Source organism: Psittacicella hinzii (genome assembly GCF_003585885.1).
Lineage (GTDB): Bacteria > Pseudomonadota > Gammaproteobacteria > Enterobacterales > Psittacicellaceae > Psittacicella.
In genome coordinates this window covers 1-18,645 of sequence record NZ_NRHC01000001.1, presented here as the reverse complement: position 1 = coordinate 18,645, position 18,645 = coordinate 1, and the positions used below count along the sequence as shown (strand labels likewise).

Genomic DNA, 18,645 nt, shown 5'->3' with positions numbered 1-18,645 from the left:
AAGAGCAAAAAGCAAAAAAGTACAAACGCAAAAAGAGTAGGCTGTTGCCTACTCTTTTTTTATTAGGAGTGAAATCGAAAATCGAAAATCGAAAATCGAAAATCGAAAATCGAAAATCGGAAATTCAAAATAACCAGAATAGCCATGTTATGGCTATAGGTTGAGTTGTTTACTACTTACTTTTTTCTCTTATTTTGCCTCTTGTGCAAGCTTTTTTAGCTTTTGCTGTTTACGGTAAACTTTAAGATTGTGGAAGTAGAGAAGTAAGCCACCACAAACAATTAGGCAGTAACCGGTTAATGACATTAAGTCAGGGATAAAGGCAAAGAAGATAAAGCCAAATAAGCTACTCCAAAGTAAAGAAGAATATTGGTAAACATTAACTTCGACAGCAGGAGCATACTTTAAGGCAAAAGAGAAAGTATATTGGGCTACTAAAGCAGAAACTGTTGCAATTGCTAAGTATAGATAATTTAACTCATGCCCATTATATGCAGTAAAAGTTTGCATAGCTGGGTATGCTGAAAAGAGCAAAATAGTTAAAGCTAAAGCGCTTTCAATTGTTAGAGGATGCTCTTTGTTTTTACTTTGCGTTAAGAGAAAGCGAATGGCAATATAAGCTAGAGCACCAAAGAGTGCTTGCAGTAAACCAATTGAATAACCTAATAGTAAAGGGTTATTAAAACTTGGTTTAATAATTAGCGCTGCTCCGATTAAACTAATAACCACGACAACTACTTGCACTGCATTGAGTTTGTCTACTTTAAGGAAAAATAAACCGAGAATTATGATAAACACTGTGGTTAGCTTAGTGAACATATCTGCGTCAGCTAAACTCATGTAGTTTACCATGTACACATAGGTAATAATTCCTGAAGCTCCCATTAGGCAACGGAGGAGCATTAACTTCGCATTGCCTGGTTGGCAGATAAAAGCAGGGTAAATTGCATCTGCTTTTAAAGTGCCAAGAGCTTTTTTCTTATTTAGTTTTTTACGTAGATGAGCAATTAAACTAAAAGCAACAATTGTACTGCATAAGCCACGGGCAAATACTTTTTCGTAAATAGAGATGTCGGTATTAATTAACTTGTAAAACAGTGCCATAAATGCACTTGCAAGCGCTGAAATACAAACCAAAATAATCCCTTTACTGAGATCACTCATTTGTTGCTCCAAAAAGTTTTTCTAGTAATGCAGGAACTTTATGCGCTGCGTCATCTTGTATCTCATAGATACGACAGCCAATATTTTCAGCAATACGACGTAGGTCATTAGCAATAGCTGTATGGTAAGAGCAACCGACAACGATAAAAATGTCATTAGCATCTAATTGGGTTACCATATCAAAAGCTTTCTCGTAGTTAGGCGCAGGATCACCGTAAAGAACTGGTTTATTACGTAGTTGCTCTGCGTACGCAAGTTCTTCTTCATTTGGCAAGCCTCCATGAAGCTCTAACACTTTTTTACTACCAGCTAAAGTATGTAGACCATCAATATTCATGGTAATAATTGGAATTTGATATTGAGCTAAAGCTAAGTGAGCCGGATTAGGAAAAGCGTTTTGCATGTTGTGCTTTAACTGCGAGATAGTTTTGCGGTACTCCTCTGGATTATTTTGGGCAAAACAACGGTGTAACTTGTCTCTTACTTCTGGGCATTCCATAAAAGTAGGAATATTAGACTGTTTACTAATTCCTGCTCCGGTAAAAGCGATAACTTTCATATAAATTCTAAAACGTCTCTACTAAAAAATAATTAAAAACCAAAAATCAATTATTGCATTGGGGAATTTACTTAAAAATGGGTAATTTTAGCCTAAGCTAGATCGAGCTTATAGCGACAAGATGAGTTTATGTGTCTTGTGCTCTTGTTAAAGTAATTATTTCGTTCTTCCTTCTCTAGCTTGTAATTAGCTTATGATTAACTTGTCTTTTCTCTTGGTAAATTTCTTAAGCTCTGGTTAAATTACCTTGCAATAATAAAGCATATTTTACCACTGTCAAAAAGAGAAAGATAAAAAAATAAGTTCAGTAAATCAAGAATTTACTGAACTTATTTTTTGTCCATTTCTTTAGTTATTTGTATGCAATCAACTAAGAAAGTAAAAGAATTAACCTTTATTAATAAGGTTGCATATTAATAAGGTTGCAATTAACTCTAGAGGTATATTTACTTAATACCACGTTTATAAGAGTCAATAGCAAAATCATATTGCTCAAGCGCGTGCAGTTTATGGGCAGCGTTTAAAGCCCAGTTAGGGTTAGTTAGTAAACCACGACCAATAAAGATTACTTGCGCATGATTTGCACGTAAAACATACTCTGCTAATTCTGGAGTATCTAGTAAACCAACTGCACCTACTGGTAAACCTGCTTTAGAGAACTCTGCTGATAATAATGCTTGATAACCAGGGAATACTTCTGGAGATGTTGGCGTAATGCCACCTGAAGAGATATCAAAGAATACCGCACCATCAGCGTAAGCTAGATGTAACAGCATTTGCATTTCTTCAAAGCTATTACCACTTTCTTCAACCTCATTTGCAGAAAAACGCACATACACATCTAAAGAGGTATTAGCTTTAATTCCGCGGATAAGACGACCAAGAAGTTCATAGCGTTTTTCTAATGAACCACCAAATTGATCATCACGTTGGTTAGTAATCGGTGATAAAAATTGGTTAATTAAGTAACCGTGTGCTGCGTGAATTTCAATAAAATCAAAACCAGCCATTTCTGCACGTTTAGCAGCGGCGAGATAATCCTCAATAAATTTTTCTACTTGTTCAGTAGTTAACGCAACTGGTTCTTTGTATTCAGGAGAAAAAGCACCAACTGCTGAAGGAGCATATACTACTTCCCAGTCTTGCCCTTTACGACCTGAATGTGATAACTGAATACCGATTTTACAATTATAGCTATGTACAGCTGCAGTTAAGCCTGAAAAAGCACGTGCTTGTTCATCGTTCCACAGACCTAAATCTAGTTTAGAGATCCCACCTTGAGGTTGTACGCTTGTGGCTTCAACAATAATAGCACCAACGCCTCCTAAGGCACGGCTAAGATAGTGATCAAAATGTTTTTGATTTAGTAAACCTGTATGAGGTTCTGCACTATACATACACATAGGTGACATAAATACGCGGTTTTTAAAAGTATTTGCACCAATTGTTACCGGAGTAAATAATTTAGATTTTGCCATGTTTGTCTTCCTTTAAAATTTCGTTAAGACTGTTTTATATTATAGCTAAACTTTTTGACAAATGCAGGATACCACCTAAATAGTTAGTAGTCTTGTGCTACTAGGAAGTGGTAACTAGGGATAGATCAGAGGAAGTTTGTAATAGTAGATGAGGAGAAAATTTTGCGAATGCAGGGAAGAAGAGGGAGATTTTCTGTTGGGAAAATAGGGCTTTGCTGTTAAGAAAATAAAGCTTTGCTGTTGAGAAGATAGAGCTTGGCGGTTAAGAAGATTAGCTCTTGCTAATGCAAGCTAAGCTAGATAATTCTAGAGACCTAAGAGGATAAAGTTGACTATTTTAGTACAAAAAAGATCAGGTTGCCTAAGCAACCTGATCCAAGTACAAGATAAAAATAATAAAGAATTAAAAATTATTCTTACAAAAACGCCATTGTCTAGACTAATTGGCGTTATCTATTAGTCCACTTAATACGACGATAACCGAAGTTATAGATAGCACCCGCTTTTCTTACATTATGCAGGATTGAATCCATAGTATTAACTTCATGGTTAAGGTGCGCTAAGGTTGGCACTGCTGTACGAATTCTATCTGGCCAAATTTCTAGGAAGTTCACTAAGTCGCTAGCTGAAGCCCCAACTTGATCTAAAACTCCTTTTTGTACGGCATTGGCAATTGCACTTTTACGTACAAGGTAGCAAGATGAAGTTAGAGGTTGGTAGCTTGGTGAGCTAACTAGTTGTGGTAAGTTAGGAGTTGCAACATAATGCCAGCTTGATAAGTTAAGCACGCGGGCATGATGTAACTCTAACGGTGACACTAGGTTAGAAAGAATTTTTGGATGCAGTAAGTTAATTGCATCGATTGGCTCGTTACTTGCTTGGAGCAAGATACGCGCCATGCGTCTTTGCCATTCAGGACTAAAGATAATGTCATCTTCACAGATGAGGACAAAGTCATTGTGATCAATGCTTTCATCGTATAGTGCACTTAAGAGAGCTTTACGGTGAGCTAAAGCAATCCCGATTTCTCTTGGAGTTGCAAAACGATGGTTATAGCGAATGAACTTGTCTTGCGCAAAGTTCTCTTTAATAACTTCAGCACTGAGCTCTTCTCCACGAATACCATCAATACGTTGGATTGAGGCAACAGAAGAGTCCTCTAACTGGTTGAGCATTTTCTCCCAACGGTAGAATTGGGTATCTAAGTTCAGAACTTTAATTTTAAGTTTACTTAAAGTTTGCGGGGTATTGCGGTTGTAAGTAATTAAACCGACATCACTCGCTTGTTGTTCAAGACTTGGATAAATTGCAAATGCTGAAGAGTGAACAAGATTATTTAAGTCACCCAGCATTTGTTGCTCAACGGCTTTTAAGTCATGACCTTGCTCATTTGCTAGTTGACGATAAACACGTTTTAAGTATTTAGCATAGTCATTTGCAGGACTTACTTTAACCCCGAGATCAAAGTTAGTGGTGGTTGCCATGCCTTTAGCAAAGATAGTAGCTTCATTTTGTTGGAGCTTACGCGCTACATAGTGTTGCGCACGCTGAATTAGCGTACTACCACCAAAGACAGGTTTTGCCTCAGCAATGATTTCTTCAGGTTTAGCTTTAATTCCTGCAGTAAAGGCAAATGCTTGCGTTTGAATTTGTTTAGTTGAGGTTTGGAAATCTGAACCTATGTTTAAATCATCAAAAGTTTTAGTTTTATTACTTTGAGAATTAACTTGGACATTACGATTATTGACATCGAAGCTCATGGCTTTTACTGGAGTACCATGTTTGCTTTTATCAACATTTCTTTCTGGTTCAGGCTCTTCCTCATCAGAGAAGAAACCAAATTTCCACCAAGCTCCTTTCTTACGAGGAGGCTCAACTGTAACTTTTTCCTGTGGAGCTTTTTGCGCTTTATTATTTGCGTCAGAATTTTGGTCTGTTTGCTCACTATCTTCTTCGTTATAGAAAGAAGTAGTTTGTACCACATGGAAGTTTTCTTGTTCGTCAAAGATTTCGTCACGGAAACCGGTAGTTAAAGATAGACCGCTTTCTTCCTCATCCTCTAAGAAGAATTTACCTTCGTTAAATTCTGCAACATTAACTTGAACTTGTTTCTGTGGTTTTGGATACTTAGGCGTATGCTCATATGCCTTAGAAATATGTTCAAGGTATTCTTGCTGGTTATCTTGGATTTGCGAAACTGTTTGACTAGCAAATTTATTTTCTCGTCCCCAGTTAAGGAGGCTAGCAATGCTTGGGGTATTACTTTGTTGATCATAAACTACGCCATGATCAATAATACGTTCAAGCGGTAATGGCTCTACTCCACTTTGGTTGATAAAGCCAATACGTTGGTTAGCTGAAACAAGTAGATATAGTTTACCTAAATGCCAATCAGATTCTTGCCAGATAGGCGCACTTTGACGAATTAAACTTTTACTAATAATCCAAGTGCTTGGTGTTTTACGATGACTTAAACAGTCATTACCACTTTGTAGAGTTAAGGCTCTACCTTGAGGTACACAAGCAACGTTATCTAGTAAGATAACATCGTCACGTAATTGATGGTGGTTGAGGTAGTACTGACGTACTTGGGCAACCATAGTGCGGTTAGCTTGGTCAATACGTGGACGATATTTACTTTGTAGTTGCTCAAACAGTGGTAGTTGCACCGTTGGATAGCGGTAACCGTTAGCTAAGAAGCTAATTTTGTTGCTCCAAGGTTGAATTGCTTGTTGGCAAGCAACTAAGTATTGGAACTCTTGGTTTGAAGCTGTCAGAGGCGCTTGAGTTAGAAGCTCAAGAGCTGCAGCTTTTTCTTGGTACTTGATGTATGGATCACTTTGTACCGGTACTAGGAGATTAGCAACATATGGACGCGCTAACCCACCAATTGGACAGTAGCGGTTATAGCCACCAAAGAACATTTCATCTCCACGCATGCCTTCGTCTGTCATAAATTTGAGCATGCGGTTGAGATCTTTTGGACTAGTAACATCGTAGTGATAGCATTTAGCTAACAGGTTACGGTTAACTAGGGCAATGTTCGCCATTACTGGTTGGGTGTAAACTTTCTTGTAGTCTAACCAAATAGCTAGGTTATCGTAGTTTAAATCTTCTTGAACTACTGCGCCATCAGTAAGTCCTTCATTTAAAGTTTTATACTTCTGAATTTGGTAGAACTTAGCAAATTGGAACAGTAATTTAACCCCTTCAAGCGCATCAGGAGAAGCAAAGTAAAGTCTTTGCCCTAAGCCAACAACACGATAGTTATTTTCTTTTGCCCAATTACGTACTTGTTGAATACGCTCTTGTTCAGCATGGTTGATTTTACTATCTTTAATGTACTGATAAGGGAATGGACCATACTTACGGTTAGTCTTTTTAAAGATTTCCGCAAGGTAACTTTCAACTTTTGAAGACATAGGCGTGATAAAGTGTTCCATGCCGAGTTCTTGCGCAAGTTCAAAGTATTTTTGCGAATCAAAGTGTTCGTAATCTTCAAGAGAGTAGATATCTTCTTTGCTAATCTCCTCGTCCATAAACTGAATGCTTTGTTTTGCACGGTAAGCATTTTTGATCAGTTCTTTTTGCGAAGCTTTTAAAGCTTGCCAGAGGTCTGCAGGAACGAAAGCAAATTTATCAAACTCAACTGAAGCTTTTTCGTTATTTGCCACTTGTACCTTTAAAAAGTGCTCAAGCTGTTCTTTTTCATTAGCGGTTAACACATTAGTATGGTTAAGCATGCGAATAAATGCAGCTTGGGCTTTACCGTCGCTACCTGTAGCTACCTTGGTCGTAATCTGGTAATTAGTTTGAGTAATTACCTTACTAAAGTTAGGTACGCCTAACAAGGTGTTAGTACGAACTAGAGGATAAACAATACGGTTGTTTTTCCAAGAAGGTATTTGTGTTTTGTTTACTAAATCTAGTAAATCAAGATCAGTAAAACCATCAGCAACTATTAATGGAACAGCTGCTTCAATTCCCGTAATATGCTTTTTAATTGCTTGCGGGTCAAGACTTTGCTCAATGATTTGCCCTAAGTTAGCAGTTCTTACTAAGCTGTTATCTACTTTAGTATTTAGATTTGCTTTAAAGTGAGCTTTATCTTTTTCATCTTGTTGCTTAATGAGCTCAAGTAAAGATAATTCTTCATTATGCGTAAAGTCTTCAACTTTTAATTCTTGGCTTGGTTCTTTTTTGCTAGTTTTGCTTGCAGAGTTTTTCTCTAAAGCTTCTAGCGCTTGCTCAAGCTTTTGATTAAAAGTTTGATTAAGTTGTTGCGCCTCAAGTTGTTGACGTTTTTTACGACTTAAACGTGTTTTTGTTTCAAAAGTTTCACTACTTGCAACTGCCAGACTACCATAAGTATTTACGTGCGTTAAGTGGCTGTTGGCAATACTTAATGGAGTTCTAAAGGCAGGCTCTGCCTGTCCTTTAGTCAGGAAGTTTTCTACTGACTGAAAAACATTTGCCGGTAGTTGTTGATGCGTATTGGTGATAAAGATGTAATCGTCTTCTTTAATACGCTTATTTTCTAGAATACGTTTAAAGAGATCTTTAACCGTTAGCGTTAGTTCAACTAACTCTGGACTAAGATTACGGTAGTAATCCTCGAAGTGATCTTCACGATACTCAAGATTATAGTCATTTAAAGTAAGTAATGGACGTAAGTACCAAGTAATATTACTTGGAGTTGCTCCTAAGAATGACTTTAAGTTACGGTGTTGTCTTACATTGTAAAAACTCACATAGAAATGTGGTTTTTTGGTGTAAATAAAGATCTGTTGCGAGTAGTTTAGTAAAGGACGGTTAATCCCGAAAATGTTAGCGTTAACTTTAGCAACTAATGGGAAAGACGGAGACATTACCTCCAGCATATTCCAATTTAGTAAAACTTTTAATTTTTCCCAAGCAGAGTTAAATTGACTATCGCCTTTTAGGCTCGAGCCAGAAATTTCCCCTTGGTTTTTTGAATTAGCTTGAGAGAACTGTAAAGCTTTTTGTACGTTAGCAGTAGGGTTAATTGAAGTAAATGGTGTCATTTTAACTTCTTTTTTGCCTAGCTTACGTAATGCTGCTAAGTTAAGCACATAACCAGTTGATCCACGTCCATCTGGTTTAGTTTCATTTAACTGCCCACGCATTAACATGAAACTTGAACCAATTTTACTTGGATCTTCTTGCCAAGTAGCAAATACTTGCTCATCGAATTTATCGATGTTTAATAGTTTTTGCTCTTGGAAGTGGAACATTAGCTGTTCTTCAATTTTTAGACCAAGCTGATCGCGTAAGTAGTCAAGTGACATAAAGTCACGGCTATCTCTTTCAAAATAACCAAAGTTCACCATGCCGTAGCTTTCTTCTTGTTGCTCAGCAAAGTTGATAACGTGGTTAAGTTTGTAACTCCAGTCTGAAACTAAACTTACAGTTGGATCGATAATTAAAGCATGATCATAAAGTTGTGCTTGCCCATATGCAATAACTTGCAGATTTAATTGGGTTAAGCGGTAAAGTCCATCAAGGGCGGCAATAGTTTTAGCGCGCTCATTTGGTACTTGTTTTTCGAGATACTGATTAAGCTCTTCTCTAACCGTAGTTGATAAGAGATTTAACACCGCAGGGTGAACTGTAGCGTTACGATCGAATTTATCAAATCCAAAAATTGAGTTAAGTAAGTTTAAACCCATTTTTGGCGTGGTTAAAATTAGTTGGAAAACTGGGAGCTTACGTAGATCGATAACTTGAATACTGTAAAGACCCGGATTTGACATTACCGGAATTGGTGTTGATGAATCACTTAAATAAGAAGCAAAGTTTGCTTTTAAGGCATCAACGTTAAAAATTTCGGCAGGTGTTTTCCCTATTAAAGAGTTGAACTCTTGAGAGGTTAAATGAGCCTCTGGGTCTGGTGGAGCGTAAGCTAACTCACTTAAATCTTGGTGCGGATTTAAACGGGTGTAACGCTCTTTAGTATCTAATTGCTTTTGCGCATTAATTAGATAAGAAATAATCTGGGAAAAGCCGACAAAGCTTAATTGTAGGCTTTGAGATAGGTATGGATATTCCATAGAAATTCTGCGTAATTAAAAGTTACACTCAAATTTATAACGTAGTTACTTATATTATAATTTATAAATCGTTTCTCCGCCTAACTTCTCGACTTTAGTGAGGGAGAAATTAGACATTTTATGAGCGAGTGTAAGGAAAATCGGCTTGTTTTGGGAGTGAAAGTGGTCAAAAAATATTTCTTAACCCCAGAATAAACTAAAAAACAATCCGACAAAGTGTGCTAATTGCCTGCTAAGTTGGGCTTAAGGTTAATCCTAAAGTTGTTACCTAGGTTTATCCTAGGTTTGAGCTCAAAGATAAAGTAAACTTAGGGCAAGGTTTAAATTATGTAAATACTTTTTTACTCTTATTTAGACCGAGTTATCGCTTAAAAGTTTTAAAAAAGGATCAAGCTATTGAAAATAGCTTGATCTCGGCTAATAAAAACTTGAGTTATGTGGAAATTATGTGGAGATTACGTAGAAATGGAGAAAGAAAAGGTAGCAAAACTTTCCAACTACATTCTCATTTATATTCTCACTCTCCATTAGCTTGCAATTCCCAATTTGCAATTCTCATTCTCTGTTAGCTTGCTTTTCTTTCCCCAATTAGTTTTCTGGGTTTTCAACAAACTCCGGAATTTGATAATCCAGTGTAAAGTTGGGCTCCGCACTAAATTCCATATACTCTTTTGTACGTGGGTGGTAAAAACCTAAGTGCCCAGCATGTAAGCATAATCTAAAGTAAGGATTAGCTTTAAATTCAACATCGTAGAATTTATCCCCAAGGATAGCATGCCCTAAGCTTTGCATGTGAACACGTAATTGGTGTGAACGTCCAGTATGCGGAGTTAGCTTAACTAAAGTAGTATTGTTGTCTAGGTTTCTTTCGAGCACTGTGCATTCGGTTAAGGCATATTTGCCCGTCGCACTATAATCAACTCTTTGACGAGGGCGTAAGGGCCAATCACAACCGAGAGGTTGTTCAATAAATTGGTGGTCACGCTCTACTATACCTCTCACAATGGCATAGTAAGCTTTACTAGTTTCGCGTTCGCGAAACTGTTTTTTTAATTCGGAGTCGGCAAGTTTGGAAACTGCGAGGACGATAATGCCGGAAGTTGCCATGTCGAGGCGATGTACAGCTTCAACAAACTCATAGTCTTTGGCAACACGAGTGACAACGCTGTCTTGGAGGCGTTCATCAACTCCGGGAACAGAGAGTAAACCATAAGGTTTATTAACTATAACTATATCCTGATCTGCGTAGAGAATCTCCAGAGGCACGTGTTCAGTGTTATATGCTTGTAAACTCATAAAAACCTGTATAATATCAGTGTGATTACAATTATAACGGTAATTACCATTGAATTTTTTATTATATCATCAGCTTAAAAAATATTATAGATTGTGCAAAGCAACGTCAGTTGCTTAGCAAAATATGCCTTTGTTGTAAATAAACAGGTTGTAAAAAAGTAAAAATGAAGTTTTGGTATAAACCTAAAGTAACTTTTACGGCGGCTTTACTTTGGCCCTTGAGTTTACTTTATAAAAAGCTTGCTTACCGCAAGTATGCAAAAGACTTAAATTCTTTAAGTGCCCCTAACTCCCCAGCACAACAATTACAAGTTCCTGTAATTGTTGTGGGTAATATTACCGTAGGTGGTACTGGTAAAACGCCAATGGTGCGTTTTCTTTTCCGTTACTTACGTGAAATGGGATTTAAAGTTGGGGTAATTAGCCGTGGTTACGGTGGTAATTACAAAGGGGTACATCATGTAACAGCTGAAGACACTGCTTTAACTGTTGGTGATGAAGTAGCTATGCAGTTTGCCTACTGCCAACGTCAAGGGTTACATGATGTTGAATTTGTTGTCTGTCGTGAGCGTATTCAAGCAGCTTTAAAAGCCCAAGAATTAGGTTGTAACTTTATTATCTCTGATGATGGTTTACAGCACTATGCTTTACCACGTCATCTTGAAATAGCAGTGGTTGGTCCTCTAGCTTTAGGTAACAAATTATTTATTCCGGCAGGTCCTTTACGTGAAGAAGCAAAACGTTTACGTAAAGTAGATTTTGTAATTAATAACTCAGATAATCCAGATTTTGGTGTGTATAAAATGAAGCACGCTTATCTTGGATTTTTACCAGTTAAGGCAATAAACCAAGTTGGTGAGGTTGCGCAAAATATTACCTCAGTTTTGCAAAACTGGGATAATTTTTTACAGCAACAAGCTCCGCAAAGTTTAATTATTTGGCAAGAGTATATCAAGCACCATCCTGCTTTTATTGCCGAGTTAGAAACTCATTATGCTCCTTTTACCTTAGATACGCGTAAAGAGTATTTAACTGCAGAGTTTAATCGTCCTGAACAAGTACTCGATTTACAAGCAGCGCAAATTACTCCAGAGCAATTAGCGCAGCAAGTAAATCTTGCTAATCAAGCTAATGCTACTGATGCTAATAATTCTTCAGCAACTACAAACAGCCAAAGCTCTCCAACTCTAGGTGAGCTTGATCCTGATGATCCTCAATTACTGGCAAAAATTGAAGAGCATGTGCATCTTTTAACACCGGAAGAGTTACAAAAGGTTGTACATAAGTTAGGCAAATCTGAAAGCAAAGCAACAGAGAAACATTCTTCTAAGCTCTTTAGTCATGCTACGAACGCAAGTGAAGCAAGTGTAAACACAGAAGTAGCTAGAGGCGCTCAATTAGAACAAGAGCAAACTGTTGTTAATTCTACGCAACAATCGCAAGAAGCTGTACAGGTACAAGCTTCTCAAGAGCAACAAACGCCTCCGTTTGAAGTTGTTGGCGTTCCAGTTACTGAACAAGATAGTATTTTGTTTAGTACAGATATGGCAACAGAAAGTGAATTATCTAAAGAAAACGTTGTTGCAAAAGAAGTTTCTAAAGAAAACGTTGTTGCAAAAGAAGTTTCTGAAGAAAATGTTTTGGCTAAAGAGGAAGAGGCTACTAGAGACAATGAGGTAGCTAAAGAAAATAACCTAGCTAAAGAAAAAGATGTCGTTAATGTTTCGGAACATCTTCAGGCACACGCTCAAGTAGAGTCTCAAGCACAAACTCAAGCTCAAACAGTAACTCAATCACAACAAGCTTTAGAGCTAGAAAGTCATCACAACTTTGAGAGTGCTGAAGAGTTTTTAGATTACCTTGATAGTCAAATACCACCGACAGTCTTTTCTTCAAAATACTTACTGGCTAAATCTCGCTCATTAATTTCATCAGAGCATATCCTCGTAGAGTGTATGCAAAAAGTCTTTCCTAAAGTTGTCGCTCTGTGTGCTATAGGTTACCCAGAGGGCTTCAAGAAAACTTTAACTGATCTTGGTTTTACGGTTGAGGCAATTTTCGCTTTCCCAGATCATTATCAATTTAAACAAGAAGACATAGATAAATTGCTAAAAGAGCATCCTGAATTAGCAGATTTACCTATTTTAGTTACGGAAAAAGATGCGATTAAACTAGCATCATTAGATTTACCGCCAATGACATTTTTCCTTGAGCGTGAAGGTTACTTTGACGAACACACTCGTTGGTTAGATAGTCTTAAGGATAAATTAGTTAACATTTACACAAGCGGGGTAAAATATGAATAAACTTTCTGGGCTAGTTTGTCCCATTACCAAGCAACCTTTATATCAACTAGATGAAACTCACGTTGCTACAGCTGATAAAACTCATGTTTACTTAATTGAAAACGGAATCTTCCGTTTACTTTCAAGTAAAATCAATTACCGTATTGTTATTCCTTCACGTTTAGCTTCTACCCGTTTACCAAATAAACCTTTAGCTAAAATTGATGATTGGAATTTAATTAATACTGTAGTTTACTCGGCTCTGCAAACTGGTTTAGAAGTTGTAGTAGCTACTGATGCGCAAGAGATCGAAGATTCAATTAACGAGTTTGCTACGCAACAACAAGTAAAAGATCGAGTTACAGTTGTGCAAACTGATTCAGCATTAGAAAATGGTACTGAACGTATTGCTCAAGCGATTGATAAACTTGCACTTGACGATGATGAAATCATTGTTAACGTCCAAGGTGATGAGCCATTTTTTAATCCCCAAATTATTAATGATCTAGTTGCGCACTTTGTTGAAGTTGAAGCAAAAGATCCAAGTATAAAAATGGCGACCATTGGTCAACTAGCGCAAGGTGAAGAGGTAACTTCACCAAATGCAGTTAAAGTGGTAACGGACAAGTATGGTTTAGCACTTTACTTCTCACGTAATCCAATTCCATACCCACGTTCAGTAGATCAAAATGAGATTAAGTACATTAAACATGCAGGGGTGTATGTTTATCGTGCTAAATTTGTACGTGAGTACAAAGCTCTAGCTATGACTCCTCTAGCTACAGCAGAATCTTTAGAGCAATTAAAAGTTCTTGAACATGGTTACAAGATTGCTTTAATGATGATTGAAGGTCGTGGCTTTGTTGGTGTAGACACTGCTGAAGATTTAGCGCAAGCACAACAAATCAAAGCAGAGTATAACCGTGCAACAGCTAATCCTCTCGATGAGAAAAACTATAAACAATTTTTAGCAAGTTTTGGTCGTAAATACCTAGGTTAAAATAAAAAAACAGGAGGTAAAAATGATTATTTTTGTTACTGGGGCAACCGCTGGTTTTGGGAAAGCGATTTCTTTACGCTTACTTAAAGAAGGACATAAAGTTATTGGTACTGGACGTCGTCTAGAAAAACTTGCAGAAATTGCTCAAGCTTATCCAGAAACTTTTACCCCATTAGTTTTTGATTTACAAGATCATGAGGCGACTAAGCAAGCATTAGCAAGCTTACCTGCAGAATTACGTGACAATATTGATGTCCTAGTAAACAACGCTGGTTTAGCTAAAGGTTTAGAGCCAGCATACAAAGCTGATTTTGCGGATTGGCAAACAATGATTAACACCAATGTAGTAGGACTAGTTTCTTTAACTAATCTTTTATTACCAAAAATGGTAGAAAATCATCGTGGCTATGTAATTAACTTAGGTTCAATTGCTGGTACTTACCCTTACCCAGGCGGTAATATCTATGGCGCAACTAAAGCTTTTGTCCGTCAGTTTAGTTTAAACTTACGTGCGGATTTAGTTGGTACAGGGGTACGAGTGACAAATCTTGAACCAGGTTTATGTGGTGATACAGAGTTCTCTGTGGTACGTTTCCGTGGGGATAGTGATAAAGCAAGTAAAGTTTATGAAAATATTGCTTACATTACTCCGGAAGATATTGCTGATATTGTCTCTTACCTAGTACACTTACCAGAGCATGTTAATATTAATGCTCTAGAAGTAATGCCAACAGCGCAAAGCTTTAACCCTCTACGTGTCGACAATAAAGACTTCAAAGTTTAATTACTTAAGCTAGAAGTAAATATCTGCGTTGCTGTATAGTTTGCAGTACAGTGCAGTTTGCGGTGCTGTATAGTTGGCAGTACAGTGCTTTTTGAGGTGCTGTATGGTTTGCAGTACAGCGCAGTTTGAGAAGCGAGATTAGTCTCTCAACTAATCACTAAATTAAGTAAGAAGTCCATGGTAATTTCTCACCATGGACTTCTTGCTTTTTTATCATTTTCTTGAGGCTTATGCTATAATATTAGACTTAGTAAACGGTTTAACTTTTTATTTTGTGTATGCTTATCAAGTAATAAACTTTAGTTAGTTTGGCATACCTGATTTTTTATTTTTTCTATGAAACAAAGTTTAGTTGAAAAACTCCAAGTACTAGTTGAGCGCTATGAAGAATTACAGCAGTTACTAGGTGATGCTGAAGTTATTAGTGATCAAGATAAATTCCGTGCTTATTCAAAGGAGTACTCTAACTTAGAGCCAGTAGTAAAAGACTTTACGCATTGGCAACAGCTAAAAAGTGATATTGAGGGAGCTCAAGAGTTACTAGCTGATCCAGATATGGCTGAGTTAGCTCAATTAGAGATTGAGCAAAATCAAGAAGAGCTTGCGAAGATGGAAGATGCTTTACAAGTTCACTTAATTCCAAAAGATCCAAACGATGAGTACAACGTATTCTTAGAGATTCGTGCAGGTACAGGTGGTGATGAAGCTGCTATTTTCTGTGGTGATCTTTACCGTATGTATTCACGTTTTTGTGAACGTCGTGGTTGGCGTTACGAAGTAATCTCTTCATCTGAATCAGATCAAGGTGGTTACAAAGAGATCGTAATGCACATTTCTGGCGACATGGTGTACTCTAACTTAAAATTCGAGTCAGGCGGTCACCGTGTACAACGTGTACCAAAAACTGAATCACAAGGTCGTATCCATACTTCAGCGTGTACAGTAGCGGTGCTAGTTGAGCTTCCTGAAGCAGAAATGCCAGATATCAACCCTGCTGATTTACGTATCGATACTTTCCGTGCTTCTGGTGCGGGTGGTCAGCACATTAACAAAACTGACTCAGCGGTACGTATTACCCACTTACCAACAGGTATTGTGGTAGAGTGTCAAGATGAACGTTCACAGCACAAAAATAAAGCTAAAGCTTTATCAGTGCTAGCTTCACGTATCCAACAAGGCATTATTGACCAACGTAATGCAGAGGTATCAGAGACACGTCGTAACCTTTTAGGTTCGGGTGACCGTTCGGATAAAATCCGTACATATAACTATCCACAATCACGTGTGACAGATCATCGTATTAACCTAACCTTATATCGTCTTGACGATATTATGGATGGTAACCTTGATCAATTAATTACACCGATTATCCAAGAGTTCCAAGCTGATCAATTAAAAGAAATGATCGGTAGTGAAACTTTATAATGAGAGTTAAAGAATTATGAAACGTATTCTATTATTAGGTGCTCCAGGTGCTGGTAAAGGTACTCAAGCACAAATGATCATGAACTTATTTAACATTCCACAAATCTCAACAGGTGATTTATTACGTGCTGAAGTTAAATCAGGTTCTGCACTAGGTCAAGAATTAGCTAGCATCTTGCAATCAGGTCAATTAGTTTCAGACGAGATCGTAACTCGTTTAGTAAAAGAAAAAGTAGCTAAACCTGAATGTAAAGAAGGTTACCTATTAGACGGTTTCCCACGTAACTTAGCGCAAGCACACGCGTTAGAAGAAGCTAACCTAGATTTAGACTTAGTAATTGAGTTTGATGTTCCTGATGAAGTAATCGTTGAACGTATTACAGGTCGTCGTAGTCACCCTGCTTCAGGTCGTGTTTACCACGTAAAATTCAATCCACCTAAAGAAGAAGGTAAAGATGACGTTACAGGTGAACCTTTAGTAACTCGTCCAGACGATACTGAAGAAGTTGTTGCTAAACGTTTAGAAGTGTACCACACACAAACAGCTCCTTTAGTAAGTTACTACCGTGATTTAGCGAAACAAGGTAAAGTTCGTTTCTTAAAAATTGACGGTAATGACGAGATTGAAGTTGTTAGCAAAAAATTACGTGACGAATTACGTACAGTTTTTAACTAATAGTTCAAACTATTATCAAGCAAGATTTATTAATTTCATCATAAATTGAAGGAATTTCCATTCAATTTATAATATAAGCATGAGGAGAAAGCTAAATAGCTTTCTCTTTTTTTCATATTTAGATGCAATTTGAAATTGCCCAAGGTACCATTACAAAATGACCACAGATAAAAAATATTGGTGTGACATGAAAATGTCTGACACTGCTAAAGCCTACCACGATCAACGCTGGGGGAGAGCAATAACCAATAAGCAAGATATGTTTGCTATGTTAATGCTGGAGTGCTGGCAAGCTGGTTTAAGCTGGGAGATAATTCTCCGTAAAGAGCAAGCTTTAAATGAAGCATTCTTTAATTGGGATTGCCAAGCACTCACGCAAATGAGCGAAGAGTACATGGAAAAGCAAATGGCTAATCCGGAAATTATTCGTCATTTAGGCAAGATTAAAGCGATGCGTACTAATGCCCAAGCCTTTATTGCCTTAGAAAAGCAAGGGATTGATTTTGCTACTTGGGTATGGCAACAGGTAGATTTTGTTCCTCAGCTTGAAGTTAAATCTGACATTATCTTACAGATGAGTCGTCAATTAAAAAAATGGGGCTTTAAGTTTGTCGGTACGACAACGGTGCAGTCTTTTTTAGAGGCTGTTGGGGTAGTAAATCCTCATGCGCCTCATTGCCCTTGTTTTAACGAGATTGCGTTAGTGCAAGTTAAGCTAAGTTGAGCTAAGTTAGGCTAAAGCTGATCTTGAGATAAAGTTGATTTTAGGCTAAAGCTGATCTTGAGATAAAGTTGATTTTAGGCTAAGCTAAAGTTAACCTTAAGCTGGGCTAAAGCTGGTTATTCATATAACTTGATTATAATCGTGTATTTATTTCTCATTTGACTATGTTGTATAATCTCGTACCTGCAGAGATATAGTATTAGATTGTATATCTCTTGGAATTATAAACTTAGGAGACTTAATCATGGATAAAGGCGTTAAAGATTCAACGGATAAAACTTTAAGAGTAATTGTGCCAGATTGGCAGGGTGGTAATAACCCACTGTATACTTTAGGAGCAAATCTTTTAGCATTTTTAGCTCCTGAGAATGCTAATCAAGAAACGGTAACCGTAAAAACTCAACCTGTTGATGCACCAGTGCAACAACAAAATGGAGTAAATGCGCAAGCAGAGCTCAAAGAGTATATTAGCGAATTTAGTGACTTATTAGCGCAAAAACAACCGAGTAAAGTAATTACTTTTGGAGGTAGTTGCTTAGTATCTCAAGCTCCATTTGATTACTTAAGTGGTAAGTACGGTGACAAATTAGGAGTTATTTGGATTGATACTCATCCAGATGTCACTACACCGCAGTACTTTTTCAATGAGCATGCAATGGTATTAGGTAATCTTTTACAGGCTGGTGATCCAGAAGTTGCGAGCTTGGTTAAAAATCCTTTAACAGCTAAACAAATTCTATATGTAGGTCTACAGCCTCTACTTGAAAATGAGGTGCAAGAGTTAGCAAGATTAGGTATTGATTATCAAGTACAAGATCAACAAATGTTAAGTGTAGAGCAAATAAAAGCTTGGGTTGAGCAAAATGGTTTTACCCATTTAGCTGTTCACCTAGATTTAGATGTGCTAAGTCCGGTATTATTCCAAGATGTTTATTTTGCAGAACCTGGACGTAAAGATTTCCCAGCTTCTGCTGGTAAAATGTCACCAGCATATCTCCAAGAGGTTATGTCTGAACTACAAGATAATTATTCTCTAGTTGGTTTAACTATTGCCGAATATCTTCCTTGGGGAGCGCAGTACATCAATCAGCTGTTTGCAAAATTAAATATTTTTAAATAGTAGGTAAGGCTAATATTGTTTTGAAGTAGGTGCTTAAATACCTACCTAAATTTTTAATATTAT

At 37.2% G+C, this 18,645-nt stretch carries 12 protein-coding genes; 7 read left to right on the top strand and 5 right to left on the bottom strand.

What is annotated here, in order from left to right:
- Window positions 1–189: 189 nt before the first annotated feature.
- From CKF54_RS00060 to CKF54_RS00040, 5 genes are all read right to left on the bottom strand, one after another.
- The gene (locus CKF54_RS00060) at window positions 190–1,164 is read right to left on the bottom strand and encodes a DMT family transporter (RefSeq protein WP_119524152.1); all 975 of its coding nucleotides are present in this window, start codon (window positions 1,162–1,164) and stop codon (window positions 190–192) included.
- Window positions 1,157–1,723 (bottom strand): Sir2 family NAD-dependent protein deacetylase, encoded by a 567-nt coding sequence (locus CKF54_RS00055; protein WP_119524151.1) that lies wholly within the window; start codon window positions 1,721–1,723, stop codon window positions 1,157–1,159. The genes CKF54_RS00060 and CKF54_RS00055 overlap by 8 nt, the downstream gene beginning before the upstream one ends.
- A gap of 446 nt (window positions 1,724–2,169) precedes the next feature.
- A complete protein-coding gene (locus CKF54_RS00050) occupies window positions 2,170–3,201 on the bottom strand; it encodes an NADPH dehydrogenase (protein WP_119524150.1) in 1,032 nt (343 codons plus the stop codon).
- A 449-nt stretch (window positions 3,202–3,650) separates the two neighbouring features.
- Window positions 3,651–9,272: a glycosyltransferase family 25 protein gene (locus CKF54_RS00045; RefSeq protein ID WP_119524149.1), complete on the bottom strand. Its 5,622-nt coding sequence runs from the start codon at window positions 9,270–9,272 to the stop codon at window positions 3,651–3,653.
- 588 nt (window positions 9,273–9,860) lie between these two features.
- Window positions 9,861–10,568, bottom strand: coding sequence for a pseudouridine synthase (locus CKF54_RS00040; protein WP_119524148.1), 708 nt, complete (start codon window positions 10,566–10,568; stop codon window positions 9,861–9,863).
- 164 nt (window positions 10,569–10,732) lie between these two features.
- Between CKF54_RS00040 and lpxK the strand changes: the two genes are divergently transcribed.
- The 7 genes from lpxK (at window position 10,733) to CKF54_RS00005 (ending at window position 18,582) form a co-directional block, all read left to right on the top strand.
- Window positions 10,733–12,874, top strand: coding sequence for a tetraacyldisaccharide 4'-kinase (lpxK, locus tag CKF54_RS00035; RefSeq protein ID WP_119524147.1), 2,142 nt, complete (start codon window positions 10,733–10,735; stop codon window positions 12,872–12,874).
- On the top strand, window positions 12,867–13,853 hold the full coding sequence (kdsB, locus tag CKF54_RS00030) for a 3-deoxy-manno-octulosonate cytidylyltransferase (protein ID WP_119524146.1): 987 nt from the start codon (window positions 12,867–12,869) through the stop codon (window positions 13,851–13,853). Before lpxK ends, kdsB begins: the two co-directional genes overlap by 8 nt.
- 22 nt (window positions 13,854–13,875) lie before the next feature.
- Complete coding sequence (locus CKF54_RS00025) at window positions 13,876–14,637, top strand: SDR family NAD(P)-dependent oxidoreductase (RefSeq protein WP_119524145.1); 762 nt, start codon at window positions 13,876–13,878, stop codon at window positions 14,635–14,637.
- A gap of 336 nt (window positions 14,638–14,973) precedes the next feature.
- The gene (prfA, locus tag CKF54_RS00020) at window positions 14,974–16,062 is read left to right on the top strand and encodes a peptide chain release factor 1 (RefSeq protein WP_119524144.1); all 1,089 of its coding nucleotides are present in this window, start codon (window positions 14,974–14,976) and stop codon (window positions 16,060–16,062) included.
- A gap of 16 nt (window positions 16,063–16,078) precedes the next feature.
- On the top strand, window positions 16,079–16,738 hold the full coding sequence (gene adk, locus CKF54_RS00015; RefSeq protein ID WP_119524143.1) for an adenylate kinase: 660 nt from the start codon (window positions 16,079–16,081) through the stop codon (window positions 16,736–16,738).
- A gap of 157 nt (window positions 16,739–16,895) precedes the next feature.
- Window positions 16,896–17,462 (top strand): DNA-3-methyladenine glycosylase I, encoded by a 567-nt coding sequence (locus tag CKF54_RS00010; protein ID WP_119524142.1) that lies wholly within the window; start codon window positions 16,896–16,898, stop codon window positions 17,460–17,462.
- A gap of 244 nt (window positions 17,463–17,706) precedes the next feature.
- Window positions 17,707–18,582: an arginase family protein gene (locus tag CKF54_RS00005; RefSeq protein WP_119524141.1), complete on the top strand. Its 876-nt coding sequence runs from the start codon at window positions 17,707–17,709 to the stop codon at window positions 18,580–18,582.
- Window positions 18,583–18,645 lie beyond the last annotated feature (63 nt).

Bases quoted from the DNA above. Each gene is read 5' to 3' on its own strand.
- CKF54_RS00045 (WP_119524149.1), bottom strand. From the start codon at position 9,272: ATGGAATATCCATACCTATCTCAAAGCCTACAATTAAGCTTTGTCGGC.
- lpxK (WP_119524147.1), top strand. From the start codon at position 10,733: ATGAAGTTTTGGTATAAACCTAAAGTAACTTTTACGGCGGCTTTACTT.
- kdsB (WP_119524146.1), top strand. From the start codon at position 12,867: ATGAATAAACTTTCTGGGCTAGTTTGTCCCATTACCAAGCAACCTTTA.
- CKF54_RS00055 (WP_119524151.1), bottom strand. From the start codon at position 1,723: ATGAAAGTTATCGCTTTTACCGGAGCAGGAATTAGTAAACAGTCTAAT.
- prfA (WP_119524144.1), top strand. From the start codon at position 14,974: ATGAAACAAAGTTTAGTTGAAAAACTCCAAGTACTAGTTGAGCGCTAT.
- CKF54_RS00025 (WP_119524145.1), top strand. From the start codon at position 13,876: ATGATTATTTTTGTTACTGGGGCAACCGCTGGTTTTGGGAAAGCGATT.
- CKF54_RS00005 (WP_119524141.1), top strand. From the start codon at position 17,707: ATGGATAAAGGCGTTAAAGATTCAACGGATAAAACTTTAAGAGTAATT.
- CKF54_RS00050 (WP_119524150.1), bottom strand. From the start codon at position 3,201: ATGGCAAAATCTAAATTATTTACTCCGGTAACAATTGGTGCAAATACT.
- CKF54_RS00010 (WP_119524142.1), top strand. From the start codon at position 16,896: ATGACCACAGATAAAAAATATTGGTGTGACATGAAAATGTCTGACACT.
- CKF54_RS00060 (WP_119524152.1), bottom strand. From the start codon at position 1,164: ATGAGTGATCTCAGTAAAGGGATTATTTTGGTTTGTATTTCAGCGCTT.
- adk (WP_119524143.1), top strand. From the start codon at position 16,079: ATGAAACGTATTCTATTATTAGGTGCTCCAGGTGCTGGTAAAGGTACT.
- CKF54_RS00040 (WP_119524148.1), bottom strand. From the start codon at position 10,568: ATGAGTTTACAAGCATATAACACTGAACACGTGCCTCTGGAGATTCTC.